Origin of the sequence: Methanoregula sp., assembly GCF_050010295.1 — an archaeon.
GTDB lineage: Archaea > Halobacteriota > Methanomicrobia > Methanomicrobiales > Methanospirillaceae > Methanoregula.
The window spans coordinates 21,770-40,699 of record NZ_JBEKLH010000014.1 but is presented as its reverse complement, the minus strand read 5'-3'; the positions used below and the strand labels follow the sequence as shown (position 1 = coordinate 40,699).

At 53.5% G+C, this 18,930-nt stretch carries 12 protein-coding genes and 1 pseudogene; 6 read left to right on the top strand and 7 right to left on the bottom strand.

The features are described 5' to 3' along the window. Window positions 1–526: 526 nt before the first annotated feature. Complete coding sequence (locus tag ABSB80_RS12890; RefSeq protein WP_428371037.1) at window positions 527–1,729, bottom strand: ammonium transporter; 1,203 nt, start codon at window positions 1,727–1,729, stop codon at window positions 527–529. Between the two features lie 296 nt (window positions 1,730–2,025). On the opposite strand from ABSB80_RS12890, the gene pap reads away from it, so the two are divergent. Then, on the top strand, window positions 2,026–3,504 hold the full coding sequence (pap, locus tag ABSB80_RS12885) for a polyphosphate:AMP phosphotransferase (protein ID WP_428371036.1): 1,479 nt from the start codon (window positions 2,026–2,028) through the stop codon (window positions 3,502–3,504). Window positions 3,505–3,905: 401 nt separating this feature from the next. Here pap and thiI read toward each other — a convergent pair whose 3' ends face one another. Beyond that, window positions 3,906–5,138, bottom strand: coding sequence for a tRNA uracil 4-sulfurtransferase ThiI (gene thiI / locus ABSB80_RS12880; RefSeq protein ID WP_428371035.1), 1,233 nt, complete (start codon window positions 5,136–5,138; stop codon window positions 3,906–3,908). A 566-nt stretch (window positions 5,139–5,704) separates the two neighbouring features. Between thiI and ABSB80_RS12875 the strand changes: the two genes are divergently transcribed. Beyond that, window positions 5,705–6,337: a DUF2150 family protein gene (locus ABSB80_RS12875; protein WP_428371034.1), complete on the top strand. Its 633-nt coding sequence runs from the start codon at window positions 5,705–5,707 to the stop codon at window positions 6,335–6,337. Beyond that, window positions 6,334–6,786 carry a DUF5814 domain-containing protein gene (locus ABSB80_RS12870; protein ID WP_428371033.1) on the top strand — a complete coding sequence of 151 codons (453 nt, stop codon included), beginning with the start codon at window positions 6,334–6,336 and terminating at the stop codon, window positions 6,784–6,786. Before ABSB80_RS12875 ends, ABSB80_RS12870 begins: the two co-directional genes overlap by 4 nt. An 856-nt stretch (window positions 6,787–7,642) precedes the next feature. On the opposite strand, the gene ABSB80_RS12865 is transcribed toward ABSB80_RS12870, so the two are convergent. From ABSB80_RS12865 to ABSB80_RS12855, 3 genes are all read right to left on the bottom strand, one after another. Then, on the bottom strand, window positions 7,643–9,097 hold the full coding sequence (locus ABSB80_RS12865) for a tetratricopeptide repeat protein (RefSeq protein WP_428371032.1): 1,455 nt from the start codon (window positions 9,095–9,097) through the stop codon (window positions 7,643–7,645). 379 nt (window positions 9,098–9,476) lie between these two features. Next, window positions 9,477–11,465 (bottom strand): ferrous iron transport protein B, encoded by a 1,989-nt coding sequence (feoB, locus tag ABSB80_RS12860; protein ID WP_428371031.1) that lies wholly within the window; start codon window positions 11,463–11,465, stop codon window positions 9,477–9,479. Then, window positions 11,462–12,181 (bottom strand): metal-dependent transcriptional regulator, encoded by a 720-nt coding sequence (locus tag ABSB80_RS12855; protein ID WP_428371030.1) that lies wholly within the window; start codon window positions 12,179–12,181, stop codon window positions 11,462–11,464. Before ABSB80_RS12855 ends, feoB begins: the two co-directional genes overlap by 4 nt. A 313-nt stretch (window positions 12,182–12,494) precedes the next feature. Here ABSB80_RS12855 and ABSB80_RS12850 point away from each other — a divergent pair, with 313 nt between their 5' ends. Further along, on the top strand, window positions 12,495–15,164 hold the full coding sequence (locus ABSB80_RS12850; protein ID WP_428371029.1) for an oligosaccharyl transferase, archaeosortase A system-associated: 2,670 nt from the start codon (window positions 12,495–12,497) through the stop codon (window positions 15,162–15,164). 110 nt (window positions 15,165–15,274) lie between these two features. On the opposite strand, the gene ABSB80_RS12845 is transcribed toward ABSB80_RS12850, so the two are convergent. Together ABSB80_RS12845 and ABSB80_RS12840 are read right to left on the bottom strand one after the other, a co-directional pair. Next, complete coding sequence (locus ABSB80_RS12845) at window positions 15,275–16,426, bottom strand: glycosyltransferase family 4 protein (protein ID WP_428371028.1); 1,152 nt, start codon at window positions 16,424–16,426, stop codon at window positions 15,275–15,277. A 10-nt stretch (window positions 16,427–16,436) separates the two neighbouring features. Next, the gene (locus ABSB80_RS12840; protein ID WP_428371027.1) at window positions 16,437–17,594 is read right to left on the bottom strand and encodes a glycosyltransferase family 2 protein; all 1,158 of its coding nucleotides are present in this window, start codon (window positions 17,592–17,594) and stop codon (window positions 16,437–16,439) included. A gap of 259 nt (window positions 17,595–17,853) precedes the next feature. Between ABSB80_RS12840 and ABSB80_RS12835 the strand changes: the two genes are divergently transcribed. Next, on the top strand, window positions 17,854–18,261 hold the full coding sequence (locus tag ABSB80_RS12835; RefSeq protein ID WP_428371026.1) for a hypothetical protein: 408 nt from the start codon (window positions 17,854–17,856) through the stop codon (window positions 18,259–18,261). Window positions 18,262–18,615: 354 nt separating this feature from the next. Beyond that, window positions 18,616–18,867, top strand: a pseudogene (locus ABSB80_RS12830) (glycosyltransferase); the annotation flags it as partial. Between the last annotated feature and the right edge of the window lie 63 nt (window positions 18,868–18,930).

Below are 18,930 nucleotides of genomic sequence, written 5' to 3'. Positions count from 1 at the left end.
TACGGGCCCGGATGGGAGGTACTCAGAATTGCCCGTCAGGAAGCCATCCGGAGCTAGAAAATATGCAGAGACAGGCTAAAACCTGTCCCCCCTCCCTTTTCGCCTTCCAAATACACCCAAATAGCGTCTCATGTTTTCAGAAGTAAAAATGACCGGAATTGCATGAATTAATGTCTCATTTTCCGGAATTACTGTCTCTGTGTCCGGAAAAACAGGGAATCGGAGCCCGTACAGTGCCCCGTTCCATCAGGAAGGGGGGATGAGAAGAACCCGAACGGGTTCTTCGAGGGCGTATTTTGGAGGTACTCTCGCGGACTGTCAAGGCTAGGAGAGGACAAGGAGAACTCATCAGAGTTCTTCGATATGAGAAAGGGGGTCTCCTCATGACTATCTGAAATTATAAGAAATATATTTGAAAATAGGATTTCTCCAGAGTCAAGATATTTTCATCTTATAATGATGAGCTCAGATCCCGTAATATACGATTTTTTTAAAAAGTTTTCCGGATAGGTCCGGAAGATTAGGTCTACCTGCAGCTTTCGCCATGCTGGGAGAGGTCAAGGCCGACATACTCCTCCTCCTCACTCACACGGAGTCCTATCGTCCGGTCTATACCGATTGCCAGGATGTAGGTCACGACAAATGCGTAGACGGTGACAACCACAGCACCGATCACGTTTGCGGTGAACTGGTGGACATTCCCTTCAAGAAGACCGGAATAACTGCAGACCGCTGTGGTTGCAAAGATCCCGGTGCAGACAGTGCCGAAGAAACCTCCCACTCCGTGCACTGCCCAGGCATCGAGACTTTCGTCCATCCCGCTCTTGATCCGCCAGAGCATCGCCTTGTAACAAAGAATACCGGCAATTGCCCCGATCAGGATTGCTGTAAGAGGGGTTACGTATCCGGCCATTGGAGTGATGGTACCCAGCCCGGCTACAGCCCCGGTCACCATCCCCAGTGAACTCGGCTTGCCGTTGATCCAGCTCACTACCATCCACGAAAGCGCGCCTGCCGCCGCCGCTGTATTTGTAACGACGATTGCATTGACTGCCATCCCGTTCGCTGCAAGGGCGCTGCCGCCGTTGAACCCGAACCAGCCGAACCACAGCAGCCCCGCCCCGAGGAGGGTCATCGGGATGTTATGGGGTTCCATGGAGTACTGCCCGTATCCTGCACGTTTCCCGATCACGAGAGCGAGGGCAAGTGCAGCGAAACCGGCACTGATATGAACGACCATGCCCCCGGCAAAATCGATGGCCCCGAGCGAAGCAAGCCATCCGCCGCCCCAGACCCAGTGGGCGATCGGGTCATAGACGAAGGTTGTCCAGAGGAGCGTAAAGATGATAAAGGAACTCAGTTTCACACGTTCCGCGAGACCCGACGTAACAATTGCAACAGTAACTGCAGCAAAAGTCAGCTGGAAGATCATGTAGAGCAATGGCGGGTACCCTGCATTCCCTGTGGTCATCCCCACCCCGTTCAGGCCGAGATTCCCGAGGTTCCCGATGATGCCACCTGCATCCTGACCGAATGCAAAGGTGTACCCGACCAGGATCCACTGGATGCTCACAAGCGCAAACGCGATGAACGAGAGACTGATCATCGATATGAAATTCTTTTTCCGTACAAGGCCGCCGTAGAAAAATCCTACGCCCGGTGTCATCAGCATCACAAGCGCAGTCGCTGTGATAAGCCAAGCTATGGTTGAACTGCCATCCGCTACCATGTGTCTTCCCTGTTCCCGTCAGTATGTTGATTCCCGCACCTCTCGTCACCACACGGAGAAGGTGCGGTTAAAACATTTCTACAATTCCCGGAATTTTTGTACGACGGGATACTACATAAAATGGAAGGAAAATGTGTTCTTTAGTATTTGAATTTTTCATTTTCAAGAGATAAACATCCAACCAATAATCCGGCTGATCGGGAAGCATATACCTTCAGGTAATTTCATAACCTGTGGTGCCCTACGGTTCGATTATCCGGACTGAATGACATACTTTAAGGAGTAATGAGGCTACAATGCTGGAAAAAATTGACCTGACAAAGACTGTGAGCGATAAAGAGTTCAATGAGGCTCTTCCCAGACTGAAAGCGCGACTGTCAGTTCTCCAGCGGATACTTCGCGACAGGAAAATCCCGACGATTATCGTTATTGACGGGTGGAATACCGCGGGAATTACCATGTCGACTCACTCAATTATCCAGTCACTCGACCCTCGCGGGTTCACCCTTCATGCCACAGGGAGGCCTACGGAAGAAGAGAAGGAGAGTCCGTTTATGTGGAGTTTCTGGATACGGACACCCGCCCGGGGCCGTATCGCGCTCTTTGCGCGGAGCTGGTACAGCAGGGCGATAACAACAGAGATGCAGAAATCCGGCTGGAAAAAATCCCTGGAAGGCAAATCCGGTCCCATAAATAATTTTGAACGGACTCTGACTGATAACGGCGCAGTCATCATCAAGTTCTTCCTGCATATCGACAAGGCGGAGCAGAAACGGCGACTGGAAGAGAGGGAACGCAACCCTCTCACGGCATGGCTTGTTACCCCGCTTACCTGGAACATCCACTATCATTATGAAGACTCGCTCCCATATATCGACCAGTTCCTTGAGAAAACAGATACGCCATATGCTCCCTGGCACGTAATTGGAGCCACTGATCGGAACTATGTGATCCTGAAAGTTTACTCAATACTGGTAAAAACCCTTGAAAAACGGACCGAATCCGTAAACGACTCCAAGTCGAAGAAAGAGAGACTGAGGGAACCCGTCCTCCCGAAAAAGAACCCGGTAAAGCGGATATCCGTTCCTGAAAATACCTGTACCAAAGAAGAATGCCAGCAGACGCTCAGCAATCTCCAGATCGAGATGCTCGAATTGCACTACCTCATTTTCAAACGGAAGATCCCGCTCATCATTATGTATGAAGGCTGGGATGCAGCAGGAAAAGGCGGAAATATCACGCGGATTGCCCGCTACATGAACCCACTGGGCTATGATGTGATCCCCATTGCTGCACCGGACGAGACCGAGAAGGACCACCATTATCTCTGGAGATTCGTCCGGCACTATCCCAGAGCGGGGCATGTCGCCATCTATGACCGCAGCTGGTACGGGCGGGTGCTTGTCGAACGGGTCGAAGGTTTCTGCTCAACTGCCGAATGGCAGCAGGCCTATCACGAAATCAACGACATGGAAGCCGATTACGTACATTCCAGCGGGGGGGGCATCGTCAAGTTCTGGCTGGAGATCAGCAAGGAAGAGCAGCTCAGGCGGTTCCAGCAGCGGGCAAACGATCCTGAAAAGATCCACAAAATTACTGAAGAAGACTGGAGGAACCGGGAGAAGTGGGACCTGTACGACGAGGCCATTGACGAGATGCTGGCACGGACGAATACGGAGATCGCCCCATGGACGGTCATCGAGTCAGATGACAAATGGTATGCCCGGGTCAAGGCACTGACAACCGTCATCGACTGCGTGAAAAATCTCCTCTGAATATCCGCCGGTCAAAAACCCTGGTGGAGGTCAGTACTTTCCTGCATTCAGGATCACGTCCCGGAATTCGCCAGGTGTGATATGGCGACGGAGGGATGCATCCGGAAAAATTCCGCCCACCCCGGCTGCATGCTTGGCGGGGGCTCTTCACCAAAATTCGGGCCGGGACCTGTGATAACCGGAGAGGAGCCTAGTCCTGCAAGACCCCCCCTCCAGGCGCGGGTGGGTCAACCCTGCATTCATGGGGACAGACAGTGCAGCTTGTCAGCAGCGCGAAGGCACGGTCAGCCTGCTCCACGAACTCCCCGGATTCATAAAGGGCAAGATATCCCGGTTTTTCCATTTTGCTCATCGCAATCCGCTGCCGGAACCGGGTAAACAAAATCGTAGGGTATTTCCAGTCAGAGCGCAGTATGGTATCCTGTCGGTGTGATCACGCCGTTCTGTGCTTTTACAAACCGTACAGACTCACAGGTTTGTTCGGTAATCCTGTCAACCTCCATGGCCTGCTCGCACTTCAGGATCTCTTCTAATATGGCAGCTGTCGCCGGCATCCTGGGGGCTGCACGGCAGACAAGATCACCCGGGTGCGGATCAAAAGTCCCGATCCTGCGGGCAAGCCAGATCGTCTCTTCCTTGTCATAGGTAATAAGGGGACGGAGGACCGGTACGGCGACCGCCTGGGAGATCACGGACAGGTTGGCGAGGGTCTGGGATGCGACCTGCCCGAGGTTCTCTCCGGTGACTATTGCCCGGGCCCCTTCCTTTTGCATCATGCGTGCTGCGACCCGGTGCATGAACCGTTTGCAGATTACACAGCGGTAGCGTGCGGGAGTCCGGAGCCTGTGCATCTCGTCAAAGAGCGGTTCGCTGTCGGCAATTATCATCGAAAGTTCGTAACCGGGACACCAGAGGGAGAGTCTGCGGTGGTTCTCGGTTGCAGCAGGCGTGACGTCACAACCCGCCCACCGCCCGGCATCAAGGTACAGGTGGCTGGTCTCGCACCCCCTTTTCATCGCAAGCCACGAGGCGACTGGGGAGTCAATACCCGCAGACAGGAGTACGAGGACCCGGCCCTGCGTACCCAATGGCAGCCCCCCGGGGGCTTTGATCCGGGAATCATAAACCAGCCCGCCAACATCACGGACTTCCACAAAGATCTCATACTCCGGGCAGTTCAGGTCGACCCTGAGGCCGGGGACCCGGTCATAGATAGCGGAACCGATCAGGGTTCCCAGTTCCTGGCTGGTCAGCCCCGTTTTCAGCTGGCGTTTGGCCCTGACGGCAAAACTCATGCCAGCTGTCAACTGTTTGGAAGCGAGTGTTACTGCCGCAGCAGTGAGGTCTTCAGGACTGCTGCCTGTCCGGGTGCAGATGCTGACATCGACAACCCCGAATACGCGTGCAACGATCCATGCAATTTTTTCCGGCTGGTCACCGAAGATGAGTATGCGGCCGCGGGGGGTCTCGTAATGGGCAGAGAGCCCGTGGGCGGAAAGTGCACGACGGATGTTGCGGAGGAGCATGCCGATAAAGTGGTATTTGACCGGTTCGCTTTTGAGGAACAGCTCCCCATACCTTACCATAACCGGGTTTTTTACTCCCCCCGCGCCGCAATTATCAGCTGCTGCCATGTTCTCTGTAGTATATAAAAGTCAAGGGAGATAACCATTGGCGGCAGTCCCGGCCGGAGGACACCGGGACAGGTTCTTCCGGGTTCTTCTTCCACAGTATAGTGCAGACAACGGCTTTGTAAAAATCATCGATATTCGTTGTGGACGCTCATAGAGGAGACTGCTGTTCGAAGGTCGGCTTTTTGCCTCCCTTCTCATCCTCAAGGTTCTGATGAACCTTTCAGATTCTCGAAGGGAAGATCAGGCGGGAGAAGAACCGGCAGGTTTTTCGTTTAGGTCGAAGGTCGGCTCACGCCTCCCTTCTCTTCGTCGAGGTTTTGAGAAACCTCTCCGATTTTCGAAGAGGTCAATCAGGACCTTGAGGATAAGAAGAACTCGTCAGAGTTTTTCGACTTGTCGAATCTCAAAAGAGATGAGACATCAGAAGAACTCGTCAGAGTTCTTCGACGTGAGAGAGACGATTACTCTCATAAACAGTGAATATGAGCGAATTACACGATAAAATAGGATTTCTCCGAGCACAGACAACAAAATCCTTTAATCACGAGAGGGAATAGTGTACTGAAATGGCGAAAAAGGCGAGCAAAAAAACCGAAGAGGAACCGCTCAGGTTGTTCTATATCTTTTACAACCAGGAGCGCTGGGACAACTGGCTGAAAACACTTCAGGAATCAAGTTTCGAGATCGACCCGAAGAGCGAGGAACTCCCGGAGGGGTTCCGGGTGCTGGACAGTTTCTCTGTTGATATCACCCTTGAGGTTCTGAAGATCATCAGACTCTACCAGAACAAGCGCTTCGGCCGGGAAGAGACGCTGGACAAGCTCTCTCAGGTGGAAGCGATTGTCATGTCGGCCGCGCCGGAAGGCGATCTTGAAGAGATCGTCGAGATCCTCCAGCTCCCGAAGCTCGCGCTCTTTGCCGGGAGCCGGAAGTACCTTGAGGGAGGTTTCGACAAGGATATCAAGACCCTCGTGAAAAAGGGACGGGATCAGATAGAAAAAGATATGGAAGCCGCACTTGAATCGGCAGCAAGCATCGGAGCAAGTGTTATTGACGGTGCAGCCTGCTGCGGGAAGTACGTGAAGGATGACCTCGAGAACCCGACACTCTTTGACGAGTGGCTCATCGAATGCGAACGCATGAGCGATGCAATTACCTCCCTGAAGAACTTCGATGAGTCGACGGGAGAAGACGATTGATTGCTGACCGGGCACGGTTCCGTCACGCAAAAAAACTTGAACGCCTCGCCGGCTATCGTCTTCCCGAGCTTGCGTTCTCGGGAAACATGCTTGAGACCCTCTGCTCGCGGCTCAATTACGATGCGCTTGACTTCGCGGTGAGGGAGCAGATCCTTGCTTTTTTCAATGATTTCCTGCGCTGCGACTGCAGGGAATCCCCGCTATGCGGTTGCCCCGAGAAAAAATTTGCCCGTAAGGTGATCGAGCTCCGCGAGAACGGGCTGGACCACCGGCAGATCGCGGCGTTTCTGCTGGATGAATATGGTATCGAAGTATTTCCTGCAGATATCCTTTCGTTTCTTGAAGAGTCCGTGCATGTGCTTGAGGCCATCTCAGATGTGGCCCGGCTGCAGGGCATGGACGGGCTGGCGAAAAAGACCGATGATACCATTCGCCTGATCGAACGGTAATGGGTCCCCCCTGGCGAACGCAGGACATTTTCTCCACGCACAACTCACCGGTTTTCCTCTGTCCAGGGTTATTTTTGCATGGCACCGGGGACAACCTCCTCACCGCACGCCGGGATAGCGCTGGAGAGACAAAAGACGACTTCCCAGGTACGTCCGTGGATGAGTGCAGCGGGTGGCAGATCATGAGGCGGCTCGTATACTGCTTCAATGATCACATCACGGCAATTCGTTGATATTAAGAGCGTCCGGACATGATGTGAAAGTGAAGGCAACAGGTCTCCCAGTCCCGGTACGTGAATACCGTGTCCCATCCGCTGCCGCAGGATTATCCCGGGGAGTTCACTCCTTTTCCTCACGCCCCCGGTCCCTTGTGAGGATTGCGCATCCCCCTTCAATGTTTAGCTCGATCCGGTTTTGAGCGCCCCGGGCATGCAGGAGGTGATCAGTTTTCCGGTCATCACGTGGAGGGATCTTTTGCCATCTTCAGGATCAGTTTCACAGGTAGCGGTGAAGTCGGCATAGTTGGTAAGCGCGATGACAAGCAGATCCGGTTGGGTATCGACGAGTGTTCTCTCCGGCTTTCGGCCCTTTTTGCCGGAGAAACTTTTTTTTTGCTATCCTTTTTGCTGTGCCATATATGAAAAATGAAATACCACAATGATAGTTTCAAGATCCCACGGGCCTGCCTCGCACGCGTCACCGTCTCACGAAAAAAATGTGCCTGTAAACTTCTCATGGTTGTTTTTCGTCCCGGTTCCATTTACTGGATTATCTGAACGAAAAGATGTCGGATCTTGTTTTCCCGGCCGGGAGATCCCTACCGATAGTTCCTCACACGACCCGCGAGTTTGCATGACTAGCGGAAGTGCCGTTTATAATAATCCACGAGCGCCTTGTCCGCGATCTGGCGGGTCTCGGCATCGACCCGGATAAAAAAGTATTCCTCGTCCTGGACACGTACAAAAACCCCTTCACCGGACTTTTTTATCTCCAGCCAGCAAAGCGTCGTATCCTGAATTTTCGGGAACTGTATCCGGATGAATTCATTCATGTTATGAAAAATTTCCGGCGGAAGGTATTTTCGTATGACTTCGTCGACGATCATCCTGCGGTAACCATCTGTTGTCGGGTCCTTCAGTTTCGAATACTCGGCTTCTATCCCGGCGATCTCGTTTCTCATGCCCTTTTTGTTCTCCTTTATGCCGATGATGAGGTTCCCTCCTTCGGTATTGAGGAAACCCGCAAGGGTTTTCGCAACGATGAATTTGGACGTTTCCCTGCCGAACTTGTGTACTTCCCGCGACTCACTGGCTGAGATATCCGCTTTTGTAAAAGATTTGCTCCAGAGCGTGCTCGTCTTGTATTCAACGAGCTCGTTCTCGCCTTCCGTGACGAGACGGTGAAACTCTTCACTCCCCGGGGAACCGTTATTTTCCGGCAGTCCGTCATGGGCGATGCCTGGAGATCGAATCGTTTTACCCTGTTTTTCATCGTCAGTGAGGATCGTCCGGAAACGCGAGTACGCCTTCGCAAAATCCGCATTATCCGGTTCAAGTTTCACCGCCTCCCGGTATTCATGGAAAGCATCAACGAGCAGGCCTTTGATGACAAAAGCATCTGCCAGTTTTTTGTGGACTTCTGCATCTTCCGGATCGAGCCGCAGGGCAGCCCGGTATTCCGATATTGCTTCGTCGGCAAAATTGGAGATAAAATAGATATCTGCCAGTTTCCAGTGAAATGAGGGATTTTTCGGGTAGATGCGCAGTGCTTCGCGGTAATTTTCCACAGCCTCGTTCAGCAATCCCTTCTCAAAAAAGATCTGGCCGAGGATACTATACGGGTGCGCGCGGGACAGCGTAAATGCATCATCGTTCCGGGCTGATGGTTCAAGGCCGGCAAAAATTTCGGTGCACTGCCGGAAAAATTCCCGTGTTTCAGAAAATGACCGTTTTTTCTGGAAGATGGAGAGGATCTGTTCCGAGAAATGGTACAGCATTCCCGGTTCCCTCCGGATTGCCTCGTACAGAATCGGTACTGCCTCACAAAACCGGTCCTGTTCCATCAGGACGAGCGCCAGCCAGTACCTTGAATTGCCATCGAGCGGATTTTTTTTGATCGCACAGGAAAATTCTTCGATTGCCTCGGCATGCAGTTTTTTTCCAAGCAGGGAACGCCCAAGGTAATGATGAATGCCGGTGGTTTCCGGGTCCAGATCGAAGACTTCCCTGAACTTCTGGATTGCCTCATCGTACTCCCTGTTCTGGAGACAGAGAAGCCCTTCGTCAAATCTGGATTGAATGGTATCCGGCATTGTGTAATCCTCTCAGGCAATCCTCTACTCCCGGACCCGCGGGCCGACCGGAAAACGTGCGTTCGAATCAGTTACAGAGTAAATTCCTGTCAGGTGCGCATCCAACCCGTTCTCCTGACATCTCATTACGATGCCAATCTATTAGAAATGTATCGGCAGAAGCGCCGGAGAAGAAGAAAGGACAGGTACGCCCGTTACAAGCCGGGATCAGGAAAAAAATTCCGGGAGACGTAGAACGGGGAGCTCTCGTAACTGAATGACTTTCATGGTTCCTAGATGAATTCTTATTCATGTCTGGTTCTCCAGAGCCACAAGAACATCAGTTCTCGGAGAAAATGGAGTGCCTGAATTTGCACGTAGTGCTTCCGCGCCCGGAACCTCACATCCACAGTCCCAGCAGCCGGAACGCTATCCCGCCGAGCCCGATAGCCAGTACGATCTCAGTGAAGGAGATCGCAAGTGACCGTTTCCACCCGAACTCAGATGCCAGCACCAGTATCACCGATATGCACGGGATGTAGAGCATTGAGACAAGGGCGATGACGATGAGCTGGACCGGGGTGAGGAAGGCCGCGAAGTTGGTCGAACCGAAGAGCACCGCGAGGGTGAGGATGGTGAGTTCCTTTCTCACAATGCCGAAGATGAGGGTGATCCCGACAATTACGGGAAGGCCGAGCCAGAAGACCGTGACGGGCGCGAGGAGATTGTTGACCGGGTTGAGCAGGCCGACCGCGTAGAAGACCTGGATCGCGGCGCTCCCGATGATGTATGCGGGAAAGACAAACCAGATGAGCGACTTTGTCCGCGCCCATGTCTGCTTTATGACGACTGAGGCTGAAGGGACATGGTAGTCCGGCATCTCCATGATCAGCCCGACCGACTCGCCCGGCACCACTTTGAAGGCGATCCTCCCGACAATGATTATCAGGAGGATATCAAACGCATAGAGCGCGAGCGCCCACCAGATGCTGACGAATTTACCGACGAGGCCGAGGATGACAACCGTCCGGGCCGTACAGGGGATGAGGGTGACCAGAAACGCAGCGAGCAGTTTCTGCTTGGGCGATTCCATGATCCGGCATGAGAAGCAGGCCGGGACATTGCACCCGTAGCCAAGGATGAGGGGAATGACTGCCTTGCCGTGCAGCCCGAGCTTGTGCATCCCCCGGTCGAGCATCACGGCGATCCGGGTAAGGTAGCCGGAGTCCTCCATCACCGCGAGGAGGAGATAGAACGGCAGGACGTACGGGATGACCAGCGTGACTCCCGCGACAAATCCCGAGAACGCGCCGTTCCAGAGGATGCCGGCGACCGGGCCGGTGATGACCGGTTCATATGGCGCGATCTGCGAAAGGATTGTCTGGATGAAGTCGGAAATACGGGCACCAACGACAAAGGTCCATACGAGCAACCCCCCTATCACGAGAAAGACCGCGAGATATCCGAGAAATGGGTGGAGGGCGACACGGTCGAGCCGGTCGGTCAGGGACTTTTTCTGCGGCCCCTCCGACATGGAGTGCATCGTGATTACATCTGCAGCGATCCGGTCGGCGACCTGGTACCGCTCCGCGCTCATCACTACGCAGACCGATTCTCCGTGCATTGTCTCAATCTCTCCGGCGAGCTGTTCAGCTGTCCCGACGATGGCCGGGGCCTGCTCCTTCACGATCTTCACCATTGAGGGGTCGCGTTCGAGGAGCTTGATGGCGGTAAACCGTACGGGGTAAGGGATGGTCAGCTGCCCCAGCAGGAGAACGAGTTTTTCGATCCGTTCCTCGATCTCCTTTCCGTACCGGAGGACAGGGGGTGTCGGGCGGCGCTGCGCGAGATCGAGGATCGCATCGGTCAGCGTGGCGATCCCCTTGCCCTTGATCGCGACGGTCGGGATGACCGGGACGCCCAGGAGTTCGGCGAGTTTCTCTGTGTCAATGGTGATCCCCTTCTTCTCCGCGAGGTCGATCTGGTTGACCGAAATGAGGAGCGGCGGGGCAAGTTCGAGGAGCTGGATGGTAAAGAAGAGATTCCGCTCCAGCGCCGAAGCATCGATGACGTTGACGACAGCATCCGGCCGCTCGAGGGCGATGAAGTCCCGGGAGACGAGTTCCTCCATCGAGTAGGTTGAGAAGGAGTAGATGCCAGGCAGGTCGATGATCCGGATCCGGTGCCCTTTGTATTGGAGGAGACCTTCCGCACGTTCGACCGTCTTCCCCGGCCAGTTCCCGATGATCTGGTCGACACCGGTGAGCTGGTTGAAGGTCACGCTCTTCCCGACGTTTGCGTTGCCCGCGAGCGCGATCGTATATTCGGCGTCTTTTATCTTGGTCTCGCCTTTTGGCGGGCAGGCCTTACACTCCCCGCATCCGCTCATGATCGCCCGGCCCGCGGCGCATCGACAAAGATGTTCTCGGCGATGGCGTGGTCGATGGCAAGTTTTGTCCGCCGGACGAACACCTCAACCGGCCCGTTCATGGGGGCTTTCCGCGTCACGGATACCGTAGTCCCGAGCGTAAGCCCGAGATCGGAGAGGCGCTGGACGATCCTGCAGTCCCCCCGGATGAATGCGATCTTTCCCTTGTCCTCGGGGCCGAGGTCCGTGATCGGGATGATCTTCCTCTCCCGTGCTGCCAGGGTCTCTCCTGCTTCTGCTTCGGTCCGGCACTCGGTACAATTCGTGATACCTTTGTCGCACGGTCCGATCGGGCTCCCGTGCGGGCAGCGCGAAGGCGCGTCCAGCATCTTACAGAGGGCACACTCGGTCTCTTCTGAGATGGTGTGCTCCATCTTGCACGCCTCGTCGTGCACCTTCGCCCGGTTGATCTTGAGGACATCGGTCAGGAATACCTCGAGGAGGCGGTGGCGGCGCTTGATCTTCTCCGCAATCGTCCTGCCCGCTTCCGTCAGGGTTGCACCCTGGTACGGCTCGTACTGGATGAGCCCTTTCCTCTCGAGGTTCCGGAGGGACTCGGTAACGCTTGCCGGAGCAACATCGAGACATTTTGCTATCGCGGTCGTCTTCGCTGAACCGTCCATCTTCTGAAGATCGTAGATCGACTCGAGGTATTCTTCCGTATGTTCCTGCGCCATCGTACCAGATATTTAGGATGTCCTAAATAAATAAAGATTCAGGTTGAGCTAAAAATCGGGATCACTGTGCCACAATTCTGCCAATCCCTCAACAAAGGAACAGAACCGGTGCCCGCACAAAAGGGGATCACTGATTGAACCACCCGTGATACACCTTTGCCAAACGAGATCTCCCTTTTTCTCCGGCCCGTTCAGCACAATCCGGTTATCCATTCTTTGATCCAATCGGAAGGAATATAGAATCCAGACAATGAACATATTCTGATATTTGTGAAACACCCATGGATACCATAAAATAATCTGGGAATGGATTATGCTTTCATTAAAAATCAGATGGGATACCCGTTATTGGATAGTGGCGGTTATTCTTTTTTTTATGGCCATTGCTCTTCTTCTCCGTCTCATTCCTGCGCTGTTTATCAAGGATGCAGGTTTTTTGTATACCTATGACACGGATGGATGGTATACCCTGCGACAAATCGAGGTGATGGTGCACCATTTCCCGCAGTACAACTGGTTTGACCCTATGACTGCGTACACGACCGGAAAATTTATCGACTGGGGGCCGCTCTACCCCTTTATCGCTGCACTTTTCTGCCTGATCGGCGGGGCGACATCCCAGGCCGCGATCGTTTCAGCGGCAGGCTGGGTCTCCCCGCTCATGGCCGCGCTCATGGTCCCGGTTGTGTACTACGTGGGAAAGACGATCTGGAACTGGCAGGCCGGGATCGTTGCTGCCGGTCTTGTTGCGGTGATATCCTACCACTATTTCTTCCTTTCGTCCTATGGCCTGATCGGCCACCACATTGCCGAATCTCTTTTCAGCACGATATTTTTGCTGGTATATCTTTCCTCCCTCGCGTATACACGAAAATACGGACTGGACAGAAAAGATCTCCGCACATTTTATGTTCCGGCTCTGCTTGCTCTCGGAGGAGGCGTTATCTATTTTTGCGCACTGCTTGCTTCACAGACGGTTATCTTGGTATTACTCGTCGTAGGTATCTTTACCTTTATCCAGAGCATTCTTGATCACTGGACCGGCCGGTCTTCCCTTGACCTTCTGATCCTGAATGGAATCTCCCTTTTGGTATCAGCATCGCTCCTGATCCTTTTTGGATTCAAACAGACCGGTTTCTCAATCACCCAGTATTCCCCTGGCCTTGTGTATGCGCATCTCGCCGTTCTCGCTGAGACGGGGCTGCTCGTGGGTATCTCATCGATATTTATTGGGAAAAGGTACTCCTATTTATTCAGCATCGGCGCACTCTGCGCGGCAGGGATTGCCGTGATCGAACTGTATCCCCCGTTCCAGTATCTGAGTGCTCAGGGACTGGGACTCTTATTTGGATCCATGCAGTATTCTGTGGGTGTTGTTGAAACACAGCCTCTCACCCTGCCGCTGGCGTGGGACTATTTAGGGCTTGCCCTTCTCCTTACCGTTGGCGGGTTCCTGGTGCTGGGATATTCTATCCTGAAAAAACCGAAGGCCGAATGGATCTTTCTTTTGATCTGGTCGGTCGTGATGCTGCTGTTGACCGTCAAGTTTCAGAGATTTGACTACTACAGCACGGTCAATATTGTCCTGCTCAGTGCCATCTGTATCACGGAGCCCTTCCGCTGGCAGGATGCCGGCGTGAAAGCAAAAATCTCTTCCCTTGTATCCCTGATTGTCCTGACTCCTCCAGCTTCTTCAGGCGCAGAAGACCCTCAGGGAAGACCAGCGGGTGCTCCCGAACGTTCAGGGAAGAAAAAGAGGAGCCCCCGTTCCCGGGATGAGCGGGATGCCATGGGGACGCTTAAGGTCCTGTGCGTTGCACTGGTTCTTCTCCTTACCGTGGTTCTTGTGGGTGTTTCCATGTACAAGGATCTCGATCAGGGACTTCACACGCCGGATCACGAATTGTCTCCTGACTGGATCGAATCGCTCATATGGCTTGGAAATGCCACGCCTGCTACTGGAGTCAGTTATTTTGGCGAGTACCCATCTTCCGGGTATAGGTATCCCAACAGTTCCTACGGGATCCTGGCAACATGGGATGCCGGCCACTGGATCACATTCTTTGCGCACCGGATCCCGATCACCAATCCGTTCCAGGACAACCTTGCCGGCAGGAACGGCGCTGACGCGTTCTTCCTTGAGCAGAACGAGTCACAGGCAGATGCGATCCTGGAAGGATTCGGCGGGCGGTACGTTATCGTCGACTCAACCCTCGCGGTGGACAAATTCACGAACCTCATCCCATGGGCGAGCGATTCGACCGATATTTCGCCCTACATCACGTGGTTTATGCTCCCGGAGCCTGGCAACACCAAAAACCTGGACAAGGTCCACCGGTTTAAAGACGGGTATTTCCAGACTATGGTCTCCCGTCTCTACAACTTTGACGGATCCATGACCCTGCCTGCGAATGCAGAGTATATCCGGTACGTGATCCGGCAGGTGCCTGCGGCGGGGGAGTCCGCGGGAGATGTAAACGGGTACGCAAGGGTGATCTCAGGCGATGCGCCGGTCGACATCTCCTCGGGAACCGGGAATCTCACGCTCATACTGGAGGGCCAGACGCTCTCCGCATCGGGCTATGCCGGCCTCTATTCCAGTCTCCCGAACGAGCCGGTCGCGACCGTCCCGGCCCTGAACCATTACCGGCTCGTCCACGAATCACCGGACAATGCGTCTGTCATGGCATTTCCTGAGTCGGGTACTGTCACGCTCCCCGGTATAAAATCGGTCAAGGTTTTCGAGTATGTCAATGGGGCACAGATAGCCGGTGACGGGATCATCGAGCTCCCTGTCATCACCAACACGGGACGGACCTTTGTCTACCGCCAGGTAAGCGAGAACGGTCTGTTTACCGTGCCGTATTCTACGTCAGGTTCACCCTACGAGGTCAGGGCAACCGGGCTGTACCATCTCCTCGGAACAGATCGGTACGTCAACGTGACCGAAGAAGATGTGATACAGGGCAACTGGGTTCGATGAGGGATCCTTTTTGGCAGCTGTTACTTGTTGCTTTTACGATTTCGGTGGGGGGACCGGATTAAGCATCTCTTTTTTGGAGGAACCCTTACCTTTGTGATTACGGATCCCTGCTAGTTAGTCGGTCCTTTCGCTCCTGTCTTTGTAATCACCGATCGGTAATACTCCTCGCACTCTGCTGCGATGCGATCCCAGTCGTAGGCCGCTGCATTTGCGATACAGGCCTCGCGCATCTCCCTATGGTGCCCGAGAGCCCCGCGGATCTTTTCTGCACAGTCCTCTGTGGAAAGGGACGAGAGAAACCCGTTTCTTTCCGTGATGAGATCCCGGACGGCGTTTGCCGGGTGGTCGATTGTCACGACGGGCAGTCCGCACGCGAGCGCTTCGAGCGCGGTGATGCCAAACCCTTCCCGTGTCGAAGGAAGTATAAAGACCTTGGACGACCGAAAGAGCGAGATAAGCTCCTGGTGGTCTTCACAAAACCTTTTCAGGGTAACAGAACCCTCCAACCCCCGTGCCCGGATCAACGACTGTATCCGATCGCGTTCCGGCCCATCGCCGATAATAAGGACCTTCAGATCGGGGAACTGCGGCATGAGCAGCTCGGTGGCCGCAATGAGGAGGTCCACGTGTTTCTCCCGGATCAGCCTCCCGGCAAAGATGAGATCGGATCTCTTTTCGGAGGGGCGGGCCGTAGCGATCTCTGCGAGGTCAATCCCGTTGGGGATAACGACAGGACGCAATCCGGGAGACAGGCGCCGGAGTCGTCCCGCGGTCGTCTCCGATACCGCGATGGTATCGGACATGATCCGTGAAACGAACCGCTCGGTAATCGTACCGAACACTCCTTGGTATCCCAGGTAATCGTACCAGTAGTCGTCCCAGACCTCGTGCCAGGTGATGACGAGCGGTGTTCTTTTGATGATGGCCAGGAATTTTGCCGAGAAGCAGGAGAAAAAAGGAAACTGCTGGCAGTCGATGATATCGAACCGGTACCTTCCCAGGTGCGGGATGAGCCGGAGGCCGAAATTACATGCTTCTTCCACGGTCCTTTTTCCCCCGGCATAGAGAGGACGTGACGGGCAGACCCCGTGCAGGATCACCCCGTCGCGGATCAGGATATCATCCCCCTCCCAGTATTTCATGCCGAAGAGATGGACTTCGTGGCCCCTCTTTGCCAGCCGCACCGCCACCTCCCAGACCCGTTTTTCCACCCCGCCTTTCACGTACGGGTAGATGACATCGGAGACAAAGGCGATCTTCATGGTTGCCTGCCTATGCATGGCCGTTATTCTCGTTCAGGAGCATCATGCTCTGGAAGATGGCAAAGAGAAAGACCTGGATACCGCTCACGATCAGGACCAATGACACAATCGCCGTAGAAATCTCCGAGAGAAACCCAAACCCGACAGCGACCCACTGGATCAGGATATTGAGGCCGAGAATCACGCCACCCAGAATAAGGATAAGGCCCAGGACGAGGAATTTTTCCAGGCTGCTGTACTGCATGACAAGCGTGATGATACCCGCTCTTTTCTCATACCCGTGGATGACCGAGTAGGACTTCATCAAAAAAGCGGTAAGGATCACCTGCATACCGCCCATGATCATGATGGCGCCGACGATGAACGTGTGGAGGTGAGAGGACTCGACATTTCCCTCGAGAGCAAAGAAGGCCATCAGGAGGAGCCCGACCAGCGAGAAGAGCAGGCCCGGTATGGCAAGGAACGGGAGGGGTTTCATGAGGAGCACAAACCGGATGTGGCGCCAGCCATCGGCAAAACTGTGCAATTTGGACGGCGCAACCCGGGGGTGATAACTGACCGGGACCTCTTCGATACGCAGGCCTTCTTTGGAGGCCATCACGAGCATCTCGGAGGCAAGTTCCATGCCCCCGGTCATCAGGTTGAGCCGGTCGAGCGCGTCGCGGGTGATCGCCCGGAACCCGCTGTGCGTGTCCGTGAAACGGGTATGGAAGATGTGATTGATCATCCACGTGAGGAGCGGGTTGCCGATGTACCGGTGCAGAGGGGACATCGATCCTGCATGGATAGTTCCCTTGAACCGGGACCCGATGACAAAGTCCGCGCCGTTGTTTATCGGATCCAGAAGCAGGGGGATCTCGGAGAAATCATAGGTGTCATCGGCATCGCCCATGACGATGATGCGCCCCTGCGCGTGCCGGAACGCGCTCAGGTAAGCGTTGCCGTACCCGCCCTTTTCCGGCCGGATAATTCGCGCACCCAGCGATTGCGCGATCTCCGGTGTCCGGTCGGCCGAGGAGTCGGCAACGATGATCTCGCCGCTGATGTTGTTGCTGCGGAAGACGGTCTGGATTTTTTTTATGCATTCGCTGATGCTGAGCTCTTCGTCAAGGGCAGGTAGGATTACCGAGACTTCGACCAGGTATCCGGTTCCGGATGGACGATTCATTGGTTGTCTCTAATGGGTTTTTTTGTGAGACAATAAATATAGGGTATTTGGCATGATGCGGTTTTCCCGGCATCTCAAAACCCGAATTGCCCCCGGAAATTGCTCTTCTATTCTATGATGGTATGTTTTCAGCATCTTTGAGGTAACTATAAAGGGACGCCGTGAATAATTTCTTAAAAGGGATGGGAAAAAATCGAATGCAGATCGCAATATTCCATGATTATTTCGGCGCGACTGGGGGGAGAACGTCGTAATAGCAATGGCAAAGGCACTTGATATTGATATTATCGCTACCGCTACCGATGCTATCCGTAAAATTGATCCATCGGTTCCGCGTGATCAGCTTGGGAAAGACCCTGAAATACCCGGGGCTCAAGCAGATCTCTGCCCGATGAGGTTTTATTTCTGTAATTTTTCCCATGATTTTGATTTTTTTATTTTCAGCGGCAACTGGGCGCACAATGCTGCCCGGCGGCATCACCCAAATCGGTGGTATTGTCATACCCCGGTGAGGGCATTTTATGATAATTATGCAAAATTTTTAAGATCGTTACTCTTGTACAAACAGATTTTTTTTCGTGGAGATGCACGAATTTTTCGTGTGCTTGACCAGCGATCTGTCTCCCATATCGATCACATTGTTGCAATTCACGTAATGTCCAGATGAGAGTCAGGCAATTTTACATCCATGAATCAGACATTATCTATTCCCCTGTAGACTCTTTAAAATTTTATTTTTATGAATATGGGGACTTCTGGCTATCGGTGAACCGGCTTTACCCGGAGAAACAGATTGAATTACAGATTGAGAGTTTCCATGCTATGCATGAACAAAAACTGGTTATTGCCGGAGGATTTGCACTAGGGGATCACTCAGCTACCTATGCCAAAAAAAATTCAGGTGGCTATACCTCCGAACATAGCGTACCTCGGAGAACTAACAGACGCAGAATAGTGCGACCTTTTTGCATATTGCAAGGGGTTTAGTTGTACTGCAAAAGCTGAAGACTTTGGACTCACCCCTCTCGAAGCAACGGAAAGTGGGAAACCGGTGATTGCTGTGGATGCCGGGGGATATCGCAAGACGATAACACCGGATACCGGCATTCTCGTTCAACTGGATGTACAGTGTATTATCGATGCAGTACGTTTGATCTCCATCAATCCTGACCAGTATCATGACGCGTGTGTCGCCCGAGCGTACGAATGTACTGTAACAAGGTTTGAGAGAGAGATCCAGCACCTGGTAAAAAGTGTCACCGCCTCGTCGTAATGTTTCAGAAACGGACAGAAATACAACGTCCTGATGGATGAGCATTTTTTATACCCTCATGAT

Bases quoted from the DNA above. Each gene is read 5' to 3' on its own strand.
- ABSB80_RS12845 (WP_428371028.1), bottom strand. From the start codon at position 16,426: ATGAAGATCGCCTTTGTCTCCGATGTCATCTACCCGTACGTGAAAGGC.
- ABSB80_RS12835 (WP_428371026.1), top strand. From the start codon at position 17,854: ATGGCAAAGGCACTTGATATTGATATTATCGCTACCGCTACCGATGCT.
- pap (WP_428371036.1), top strand. From the start codon at position 2,026: ATGCTGGAAAAAATTGACCTGACAAAGACTGTGAGCGATAAAGAGTTC.
- feoB (WP_428371031.1), bottom strand. From the start codon at position 11,465: ATGAGCGGATGCGGGGAGTGTAAGGCCTGCCCGCCAAAAGGCGAGACC.
- thiI (WP_428371035.1), bottom strand. From the start codon at position 5,138: ATGGCAGCAGCTGATAATTGCGGCGCGGGGGGAGTAAAAAACCCGGTT.
- ABSB80_RS12890 (WP_428371037.1), bottom strand. From the start codon at position 1,729: ATGGTAGCGGATGGCAGTTCAACCATAGCTTGGCTTATCACAGCGACT.
- ABSB80_RS12850 (WP_428371029.1), top strand. From the start codon at position 12,495: ATGCTTTCATTAAAAATCAGATGGGATACCCGTTATTGGATAGTGGCG.
- ABSB80_RS12855 (WP_428371030.1), bottom strand. From the start codon at position 12,181: ATGGCGCAGGAACATACGGAAGAATACCTCGAGTCGATCTACGATCTT.
- ABSB80_RS12840 (WP_428371027.1), bottom strand. From the start codon at position 17,594: ATGAATCGTCCATCCGGAACCGGATACCTGGTCGAAGTCTCGGTAATC.
- ABSB80_RS12875 (WP_428371034.1), top strand. From the start codon at position 5,705: ATGGCGAAAAAGGCGAGCAAAAAAACCGAAGAGGAACCGCTCAGGTTG.
- ABSB80_RS12865 (WP_428371032.1), bottom strand. From the start codon at position 9,097: ATGCCGGATACCATTCAATCCAGATTTGACGAAGGGCTTCTCTGTCTC.